This is a genomic window from Pseudoalteromonas sp. ESRF-bin5, from assembly GCF_002632075.1.
GTDB lineage: Bacteria > Pseudomonadota > Gammaproteobacteria > Enterobacterales > Alteromonadaceae > Pseudoalteromonas > Pseudoalteromonas marina.
The window spans coordinates 1-10,230 of the sequence record NZ_NTLW01000062.1 but is presented as its reverse complement, the minus strand read 5'-3'; the positions used below and the strand labels follow the sequence as shown (position 1 = coordinate 10,230).

Annotated in this window: 9 protein-coding genes and 1 pseudogene; 3 read left to right on the top strand and 7 right to left on the bottom strand. The window is 37.8% G+C overall.

The window, feature by feature from the left end:
• Positions 1-236, bottom strand: a 236-nt coding sequence (locus tag BCG07_RS02255; protein ID WP_286888396.1) for a pyrimidine/purine nucleosidase domain-containing protein, incomplete at its 3' end; no start/stop codon positions are given.
• A gap of 71 nt (positions 237-307) precedes the next feature.
• Complete coding sequence (locus tag BCG07_RS02250) at positions 308-1,843, bottom strand: GGDEF domain-containing protein (protein ID WP_286888395.1); 1,536 nt, start codon at positions 1,841-1,843, stop codon at positions 308-310.
• Positions 1,844-2,047: 204 nt separating this feature from the next.
• Here BCG07_RS02250 and BCG07_RS02245 point away from each other — a divergent pair, with 204 nt between their 5' ends.
• From BCG07_RS02245 to BCG07_RS02235, 3 genes are all read left to right on the top strand, one after another.
• The gene (locus BCG07_RS02245; protein ID WP_286888393.1) at positions 2,048-3,829 is read left to right on the top strand and encodes a M61 family metallopeptidase; all 1,782 of its coding nucleotides are present in this window, start codon (positions 2,048-2,050) and stop codon (positions 3,827-3,829) included.
• Positions 3,830-3,984: 155 nt separating this feature from the next.
• Entirely contained in the window at positions 3,985-6,072 is a 2,088-nt protein-coding gene (locus BCG07_RS02240; RefSeq protein WP_286888391.1) for a bifunctional diguanylate cyclase/phosphodiesterase, read from the top strand.
• A gap of 430 nt (positions 6,073-6,502) precedes the next feature.
• Entirely contained in the window at positions 6,503-7,774 is a 1,272-nt protein-coding gene (locus BCG07_RS02235) for an O-acetylhomoserine aminocarboxypropyltransferase/cysteine synthase family protein (RefSeq protein ID WP_286888390.1), read from the top strand.
• Positions 7,775-7,782: 8 nt separating this feature from the next.
• Here the strand turns inward: BCG07_RS02235 and BCG07_RS02230 are convergent, their stop codons facing one another.
• The 5 genes and pseudogenes from BCG07_RS02230 to BCG07_RS02210 form a co-directional block, all read right to left on the bottom strand.
• Complete coding sequence (locus BCG07_RS02230; RefSeq protein WP_286888388.1) at positions 7,783-8,589, bottom strand: glycosyltransferase family 25 protein; 807 nt, start codon at positions 8,587-8,589, stop codon at positions 7,783-7,785.
• Between the two features lie 63 nt (positions 8,590-8,652).
• On the bottom strand, positions 8,653-8,838 hold the full coding sequence (locus BCG07_RS02225) for a DUF1289 domain-containing protein (RefSeq protein ID WP_286888386.1): 186 nt from the start codon (positions 8,836-8,838) through the stop codon (positions 8,653-8,655).
• Between the two features lie 2 nt (positions 8,839-8,840).
• Entirely contained in the window at positions 8,841-9,371 is a 531-nt protein-coding gene (locus BCG07_RS02220) for a hypothetical protein (RefSeq protein ID WP_286888384.1), read from the bottom strand.
• Between the two features lie 119 nt (positions 9,372-9,490).
• Positions 9,491-10,105 (bottom strand): bifunctional phosphoribosyl-AMP cyclohydrolase/phosphoribosyl-ATP diphosphatase HisIE, encoded by a 615-nt coding sequence (gene hisIE, locus BCG07_RS02215; RefSeq protein WP_138739708.1) that lies wholly within the window; start codon positions 10,103-10,105, stop codon positions 9,491-9,493.
• Positions 10,096-10,230 (bottom strand): annotated as a pseudogene (locus BCG07_RS02210) (imidazole glycerol phosphate synthase subunit HisF); the annotation flags it as partial. The gene hisIE and the pseudogene BCG07_RS02210, both read right to left, overlap by 10 nt.

The following is a 10,230-nucleotide window of genomic DNA, read 5'->3' as shown; positions in this document are numbered from 1 at the left end:
GGGTTTTCAAGTTCAATTTTTATACCGCGCTCTCGGCTGAGTAAGCGAATATCAAAGTCTTTATATTTGTCGTATATTTGCGAACTTTCGTCTGTGTGGCTGCCTACATTGAGTACCGCCAACACGCAATTTCTAAATAATTTATAACGTTCGCTGGTAGAAGATTGTTCTAATAAATCAACCTCTAACTGAGATAGTAAATCTAATACACCAGTTGGGTTTAACTGTATTAACATGGGCGTACTCCTTGCTATTTATGTAAATTACTACTGAGTCATACATTTACAATATTTATAATCGAATGACATTATTTACTTATACAAAGGCGGTCTCTACCTGTATTTTTGGCCTCATACAGAGCGTCGTCGGCTCTATCAAAAGCTTTAATCGGCGTATCCCCTTTTTTTAATTGTGTAGCGCCTACGGAGATAGTTATTTCAATTTGCTTGTCTTTAAATTTAAAAGGGATGTTTTTTATAACCTTTCTGAGTTTTTCAAGCGGTGCAACTGCATTATCAACAGTGGTTTCGCTCATTAATAGCACAAATTCTTCACCGCCATATCGCGCTATAAAATCAGATTTTCTTATCGACTTTTGTAATGCTTTTGCAATAACTTGCAACGTTATATCGCCAGCTGTGTGGCCAAACCTATCGTTTATTGACTTAAAGTGGTCAACATCGATAACGACCAGCGTAACATTTGATTGCTGAACATTAAATAAATGCATTTCGTGATTGTAGCGTTCGTCAAAAGCGGCTCTATTAGGTAATTTTGTTAACCCGTCCAGCAGGCTTTTAAAACGTTGATCGTTTAAGCGTTTTTTGTATTTTGTAAGCTTTGTTTCGAGCGTGCCAATACGGCCATTAATCTCATTAAAACTAGATACAAGTATTTCTCTGTCTTCGCGTTCTAGTTTTTCTTTTGCCATAAAGTCTTGAGTTAACGACTTTAACTCATTATCAACAAGCTCTTTTAATGATGAAATAGAAGTCGCAGATTGTGTTTTTTTGTTTAAGCTTTCTATTTTACTTTTAATACTTTTATTTAGGTTTTCAAACTCAGTCCCCATTGAGGTTGAGTGCTTACTTGTAGCGACTATTGATTTGTGTAGTTCTTCAATTGTTTGGTTAAGCGACGATAAAAAGCTTTGCGCTGATTCTCGTTCTTTATTTATATTTTTAACAACAACAGTAATTATATTTATGGCCGTATCGAGCAAAGACCCTAAATTATCGCTTTCAGATATAATGCTCTTAATACGTTTAATTTCTACAGTTGCTTCATCTTCAAGAACTAAATCGTTAGCGAGTTCAAGCAGCTTTTGCGCTAGTGCAGGCGTGGCCTCACAGCTAATATTGCTATCAGCACGTAGCTTTGTGTTTAATGCCTGATGATAAAAGCTTATTAATTTTTCTAGTAGCGGAATAAAGTCATGAGTGGAGTGGACGTTATTCATTTCGTGATCAAGTAAGTTTCTTAACGAGCGGCGTGTTCCCTCTGGCAAGCCTTTGGTTTTTTGTAGTTGTCTGCCAGCAGATAAAACACTTTCTTGCAGGTCACGTTGCTGCGATAGTTGTATGGCTTCTTGCTTTTTTAACAGCTCTATTGTTTCGTCGATTAAAGGGTATAAATCGTCAAAACCAACGCCTTTATTTAATGCGCTTCTAAAGTTAGCAAGTCTGTTATCAAGCTCCGTGTCTAGACCCTTACAGGCTAAAGATAGTTTAGATGAGAAAATAGAGAGGGTGTCTACTTGATGTTTTCGCGCGTCTTCAAGTGCCATGCGCGCACCAATTGCTTGTTTAAGTTTTTTCTCTGTAGCAGTAGATTTTTCTGACACCTAGGCAAGCCACCATGATTTGTAATTTTATTATTCTAAGTCTACAACAAATTTATATTAAGTGTAGTTATCTCGGTAAAAACTCTATAATTTTATTAACCTAGTGCGTACAAACTCGTATACATGAGTGTTTATCGTTTTTAATTCACATTTAAATGTACGCTTGTTAACCTTGAGCACAATTAAGGTCTTAATTAGGTTTCTATGAAAAAGTTATTAGTTTTATCAATTTGTGCTGCGTTATCTGCATCTGCATTTGCAGATGTTAACTATTCATTGAGTATTGACGAGCCTCAACATCATCTTGGTGATGTGCGCGTTCAATTCCCTAAATCAGCACAAGCCCATCTTGATATTAAATTACCTTCTTGGCGCACCGGTCGTTATGAAATACTAAATCTTGCCAATGGCGTTCGTTACTTTAACCCAACAGATAAAGAGGGTAACCCCTTAAAGTGGGAAAAAATCGATCACAGCACATGGCGTGTTCACATTGATACACCCACAGAAATAAGTGTAGGGTACCAGGTTTATGCAAACGAGCTTGGTAAACGTGCTCGCCATATTGATGATAGCCACGCTTTTATAGACGCTTCTGGCTTTTTTATGTTTAGCGAATCATTTCGACAAGAGCCTGTAACGGTTAATTTAGATGTTCCAAAGCAGTGGCGTTCAGTATCTGGAATGAATAATTTAGATTCTACTCATTCGTTCAAGGCAGCTAATTACGATGTGCTTGTGGACTCGCCTATCGAAACAGGTATTAACCAACTTCACTCATTTAACGTTGATGGACGTGAGTACGAATTAGTTATTTGGGGAGAGGGTAACTACGACGTTGAATTAATGTTGCGTGATCTTAAAAAGCTGGTAACAACCGGTAATGTAATTTGGGATAGTTACCCATATGAGCGCTACGTTTTTATGGTGCATGCTACTTCTGGCGCTGGTGGTGCAACCGAGCATTTAAATTCGACCATAATTCAAAGGCCGCGTGATCGATTTGGCTCTCGTGAAGATTATTTAGGTTTCATAAGCACAGCAGCTCATGAGTTTATTCATACTTGGAATGTAAAAGCATATCGTCCAAATGGATTGGTACCTTACGATTACACCAACATGAATTACTCAAAATTACTTTGGATTGCAGAAGGCTCAACAAGCTACTTTGAGGATCATTTATTAGTGCGTTCAGGCATTGAAACGACAGATGAGTTTTTTAAAGGCCTAACAAAAACCATAAATCGACACTTACAAACACCAGGCAGAGAAGTTCAAAGTGCCAGTGAAACGAGTTTTGATAAATGGATTAACCAAGGTGGGGATCACGGACGTAATTACAGTACCAATATATATTTAGAAGGCTCATTGTTGTCAATGGTACTTGATATTGACTTACTAGAAAAAACAGCGGGTAAAGTAAGTTACCGTGATGTGCATAAAGCACTATACAACAACCATAAGCTACCAGCGGGCTTCGATGAAAAAGATGTATTAAGCATTTTACAAAACCTGACAGGTCTCGATTATTCAAATTGGTGGGAAGAGCATGTTGACTCACCTGCAAATATTAATTTTGACGAGTTGCTTAATAAAGTAGGTTTGACTTTTGAGCGACCAAAAGTTGCTAAGGCTATTGCCAGCATAGATGCAGTGACTAAAAATACCGGCCAGCTTTTAACATTAACGCATGTTCAACGCGGTGGTAGCGCGTGGAAAGCAGGCTTAACAACTAACGATAAAATTGTAGCTATTAATAAGCTCCATGTTGGTAAAGATTTAAAGTCTAGCCTTGAGACGTTTAAACCTGGAGATAAAGTGGTTATTGACTTCATTCGTCGTGATGCACTACAAAGCCTCACATTAGTATTAACTGAAAAGTTTGATAAACCTAAAAAGGTAACTGCTAATTTACAAGCAAGTGAGAAACAAAAAGCCCTTTTCAAAGCTTGGATGGGTGTTGAGCACCCCAATGATACTAAATAGGATTTAAAAATAGTAATAAAGGAGCTAAGGCTCCTTTTTTATTGCTCCAACAATTAATAATAAACCTAAGCTTATTTTTTAAATATATGTGTATGGAAATTCAACAATTAACTTCTATTATAAAATAAGGAAATTTTAAAGGAGATAGTCACAGCATGACTGCCAACTCAATTGTGAATCAATTATCTAAACAGTTTGTAACTAACGATTCTTTGCACCAATTATTTGAAAGTGTTAATTCAATCTCAGTGCAAGGTTATGATGATCAAAGACGAGTTGTGTATTGGAACAAAGGAAGTGAACTCCTTTATGGCTATAAACAAGAGGAAGCACTTGGAAAGAGGCTAGAAGAACTGATAGTACCAGCCCCTATGAGAGACATGGTAATTGAGGCTCATACAAAGTGGATCAATGAAGGCGTAGCAATCCCTGCTGCAGAAATATTACTTAAACATAAAAATGGAACTGACATATACGTTTATTCAAGCCACGCAATGTTTGAAAATGAATTTAAAAACAAGCAAATGTATTGTATAGACATTAATTTGTCGGATGTAAAAAAAGCCCAAGCCATTGCCACATTTAAAGAACAAATGCTAAAAACCATTTTTGAAGCAATCCCAGACTTGCTTTTTTTAATGGACTATAACGGAATAATTATCGATTACCATGCTAATAATCAAGATGCCCTCTATGTCTCCCCTGACCAATTTGTTGGTAATAATATGCTTGATATTTTACCGAAGAGTGTTGCTAAAAAGTTTGAAGTTTACATAGAAAAAGCAATTGAACAAGATGAAATTGTAACGTTTAAATATGAGCTGTCCGTTCCTCAAGGGCAGGTGTATTTTGAAGCAAGAATTAACAAAGTTTTAAAATACGACCAAATAATGATAATTATTCGAGATATAACCGAACAACACCAATCAGAGCAACTCATTCGTAAACAAGCTTATTTCGATAGCCTTACACAATTACCAAACCGTTTACTCGCTCTTGACCGTTTATCACAGCTAACAGTTGAGGCGACTCGTAATGATGAAAAAGCAGCGGTATTTTTCTTAGATTTAGATGATTTTAAAAAAATTAACGATTCACTAGGTCATGAAGCAGGCGATAAAGTTTTAATTGAAACAGCCAATCGTTTACAAAGGGCATTAAGAAAAGCTGACACAATTGGTCGCTTAGGTGGCGACGAATTCATTATTTTGTCAAAAGGAATTTCCACTCAACAAAATGTTGTGGGTATTGCCGAAAAACTCCTGCAAAATTTTCGAGAACCTTTCACAATTGAGGGGCGAGAGTTAATGTTAACAATTAGCATTGGGGTAGCAATGTTTCCAGATAACGGCAAATCTGTGTCTGACTTATTAAGAAACGCCGACACGGCAATGTATCAAGCCAAAGCTCTGGGTCGAAATACATACTCGTTTTTTACTAATCAAATGAATACTGTAATCCAACGACGCTTAACAATAGAAGAGCAAATGCGAGGTGCATTGCAGCGCAATGAATTCATTCTTTATTACCAACCGCAATTTGATGTTAAAAAGAACGAAATTATAGGGGCAGAAGCATTACTCAGGTGGCTAAACCCTGTACTAGGAAGTGTGGCACCAGATGAGTTTATCCCTATTGCAGAAAAAACAGGCGTGATCATATCTATTGGTGAGTTTGTTATTAAAGAGTCACTTAGTTTACTCAATCGATGGAAGAACGTAGAACAGCTCAACAGAAATTTTTCAATTGCAGTAAATTTATCTCCTAGTCAATTTAAAGACCTGAGCCTGTTTAACTTTATCAAAACATCGTTATCAAATGCGAACATTGAACCTCAAAGTCTTGAACTTGAAATTACAGAAGGTGTTTTAATGAGCGGAGAGTCCAGCATTACTGACACATTAAACGATATAACAAATTTAGGTGTTATATTGTCAATGGATGATTTTGGCACAGGTTATTCCTCGTTAAGTTATTTAAGGAAGTACCCGTTTAATGTACTAAAAATAGACCGTGGTTTTATAAATGGGATTACAAAAAATAATGAGGATTACAGTTTAGTAGAAGCAACAATCGCTATGTCGCATGGTTTAGGGTTAAAAGTTGTCGCTGAAGGCGTAGAAACAAAAGAACAACTCACAATATTAAAAGAACTTGGTTGCGATCTAGCTCAAGGATATTATTTTAGTAAACCAATACCTGAGCAGGACCTCATTGATTTTTCGATACGTTTTTATAGTTAACTTGCAGTAAACCTTGTAACTGGTGCGATGTAACTACCGTGTTTAAATAACATTTTTTAAATGGTTTTCTAATTCAAACATAAATCGATTTAAGACTTCGTTTAATTTATTACTTCCATATATAGCAGCATGAAGGCGTATTTGTTGGGTTTTGACTGTGCCATTGCTCTTAAATCGGTCGAGTTATATCAGTACTTCACATTCAGCGTCTGCTATGTATTGAGGTCATAATTTAATAGACAATAAGAATTAACAAGTTTAGTTCATGCTCTAGTATTAGCTGGTAGGTGCTCTAAAATAAAATCAACTAGTTTAATCATAAATTGTGTATTTATTGATTATATTATCTCTTTATTTTGTTTTTATATTTTTACGTGCATTTAATTACCCTTAAGTGGTATGTTTTAATAATTTACTAAAGGAATTAATTATGAAATTAGAGTCATTAGCACTGCACCATGGTTACGAGTCTGAAGAAACCACGAAATCAGCAGCAGTACCTATTTACAATACCTCATCCTACACGTTTGATAACACGCAACACGGTGCAGATTTATTCGACTTAAAAGTACCAGGTAATATTTACACCCGCATAATGAACCCTACTAATGCCGTGCTTGAACAGCGTATTGCTGCAATGGAAGGGGGCATTGGTGCGCTAGCGGTAGCCTCGGGCATGGCAGCTATTACCTATGCGATTCAATGCTTATGTGAAGTAGGCACTAATATTGTCAGCACCAGCCAAGTATATGGCGGTACGTATAATTTATTTGCCCATACATTACCCCGCCAAGGTATTGAAGCGCGTATGATTAAGGCTGATGACTTTAGCGCATTCGAAGATGCCATTGATGACAACACCCGTGCTGTTTTTTGTGAATCTATCGGTAACCCTGCAGGTAATATTGTCGATATTGAGCGTTTAGCTAAGATTGCTCATAGCAAAGGTGTCCCACTTATTGTTGATAATACTGTGGCTACACCGTATTTATGCCGGCCATTTGAGCTAGGCGCCGATATAGTGGTTCACTCACTGACAAAGTACATAAACGGGCACGGTACAGCTATTGGCGGTATGATTGTTGATTCAGGTCAATTTGATTGGAAAGCCAATGCCACACGCTTTGCAATGATGAATGAGCCCGATCCGTCGTATCACAATGTGGTCTATACCGATGCCTTTGCAGAAGCAGCCTTTATTGGGCGTTGTAGAGTAGTGCCACTTAGAAATACTGGTGCCGCGCTTGCCCCTAAAAACGCATCTGACATTTTAATCGGCCTTGAAACCTTAGGCTTAAGAATGGATCGCCACTGCGAAAACGCGCAGCAACTGGCTGAATACTTAGAAAATCACCCTAAAGTTCTTTGGGTTAACTACGCGGGTTTAACATCAAGCCCATATTATGCAATGAGCCAAAAAATCACCAGTGGTAAAGCTTCAGGTATTTTAAGTTTTGGTATCGCGGGCGGCCTTGAAGCAGGCACGCGCTTTATTGATGCGCTTAATATGATCCTGCGTTTAGTTAATATTGGCGATGCTAAATCGCTGGCTTGTCATCCAGCGTCAACCACGCACCGTCAATTAAATGATGAAGAACTTGCAAGCGCAGGTGTGAGCCGCGATTTAATTCGCCTATCGGTCGGTATTGAAAACATTGCTGACATAATTGCGGATGTAAGCCAAGCGCTCGATAAAGCATAGTTATACAATTAAGGACCTTGCGTGAGTAAAGAAGGTGCTTTTGTAGCGCCTTTTTTATTAGGTTTAATTTGCTTGGTTTGTTTTATAAATGCATTTGTATAAAGTTTATTTAAAACGCCGCTGTGTAATTGTTGAAACTTACGTTTAAAAAAAGCTTTTTTAACCTTGGTTTTAGTAGTGCAGCTTGCAATATCGCTCTGTATGTCTGTATTTTGCGAAACAGGGTATGGCATAAGCGAAAAACTATTTACGTGGGTTTCCCAAATATGTTGTAAGTCGCAATCTACAGGGCGGCCAAATTGGGCTGTGGCTTTAAGTAATTGCTTAGCCCCTTCATAGCTTATTGCTGTAGCGCAGCAGCCAGTCATTAGCTTTTTATGTATGACTAATCGCTGGTGGTTATTTAGGTTTTGCTGATAGGCAATAGGGCGAGTGCGGTTTTCATAGGCTGCGAGTTTAATAAGTTGCCAGGGCTGGTTTAACTGCTCAATATTTTTAATCGCATTATGAATGCTGTCATCAATATAAAAATCATCCTCTAGCACAATCGCGTATTTTAATTTCTCATCAACTATTTTTTGCCATGCTTTACGGTGGCTTAAATAGCAGCCAATTTGGCCATTGCTTAGCGGATAGTGATACTGTTGTTTATTCAATTGCGGGCTGTAATGTAGGTACTTTTGTAGTGTACTCAATTGTGCGCCATCTACGGCATCAATACGTTCAAATGGCAAGCTAACACGTGCCAGTTGCGTTTGAGTATTTGCGAGTCGCTGCGTTGAGCGCGCTAAGTTTATTACAAATAATGCTGCCATGATGTTCACCCCCTAGCGTTTTAAGCAATACTAAAGAGGGGCTGTTACACGCAAGTGGCAAATTTATGGATTTTTTAAGTCAGCTCGCGGCTGTGCTAAAATGGCGTTTTTTTCTTCTTGAGAGAGAATGATCCAATCAAATATTTCTTCATTAGTTCGACCGCACCCAGTGCAATAACCGCTGCGACGTTCACATATGCCTATACAGTCGCTTTTTAATTTAGATGTGTTTTTATTCGTTTTTCGCATTATTAAAATCCTAACGGTGGAGCAATTTCAAAGCGAGTAGAAAACCCATTACCTTCTTGATTTGTAGACAGTGTAATAACCGGATTTTTAGTATCAAGTACAAAGGTGCTGTAAATTGAACTGGCTGTTTCTTTTTGGCTTTCAAACCAACCTGTTTTTGATAGGCATTGGCGTAACTGTTCAGCAAGTGTTTGATGCGAATTTACTGCATGCGTTTGCGCTTTAACAGGTGTTTGGCATTGGTAACTTACTTGCTCAGACTTATTTAAAGTAATTGTACAGGCAGATCCAATGATATGAGTATTAGTGTGCCATTGGTTTGAAAACGGGTTATTCACTTTATCTGCTTTGATTGAATTAAAACCAAACTCATAACCATTTATTAGGTTATTTACGCTGCTACATTCATCGGATGTGACTGTGGTTTTTACAGACTGATTCGTTGTAGTAGCTTTGGCTGTAGTCTGATTAGTTTTGCTTGTACAGCCCGCTAAAATAAACACGATAATAAGAAGGATAATATAGTTTTTCATAGTTCACAGTAACCGATAAATTGAGCAATGCACTATAACACACATCATTTATTCAACTAAAAGGGAAAATAAAAAGGCCCATAAAATATGAGCCTCTTTTTAATTTACTTTAGGAGGCGCTATTTATGGCGACCTTGTAGGCATTTTACAACGTCTTCTAGGGCTAAGCCTTGGCGTTGTAGCAATACAGTAAGGTGATAAATTAAATCAGCCGATTCATTAGTAAGCTCATCGTTATCGTGCTTCATTGCGGCAAGCGCTACTTCTACGCCTTCTTCGCCCACTTTTTGACAGCTACGGCTTAAGTCTTTAGCAAATAATGAAGCGGTGTAGCTTTTTGCTGGGTCGTCGTTTTTACGCTCAACAATCACATCTTCTAATTGCGCTAAAAAGCTCAGGCTAGGTTTAGCGTCATCACCAAAGCAGCTTTGTGTGCCTAAGTGACATGTTGGGCCTTCTGGATTAGCCAGTACTAAAATTGAGTCGTAGTCACAATCGGTATGCACCGATACTACGTTTAAGTAGTTTTCTGATGACTCACCTTTGGTCCATAAACGTGACTTTGAACGCGAGTAAAAGGTTACTTTGTTACTTTCAAGCGTCGACTTTAGTGCTTCGCTGTTCATAAAGCCTTGCATTAAAATAACACCAGAGCGAGCATCTTGAACAATCGCAGGGATCATTTCGCTTTTAGCAAAATCTACTTGAGTTTGGTTTTGTTGTGTTACTTGCATAGTCTTGCTGCCACTTGGTTATCGGTTAAAAATTGTTTTAATTCGCCAATGTTAATCACATTTTTGTGAAAAACGCTTGCTGCTAATGCGCCATCGACTTCGCTTTGTTTAAATACATCAACAAA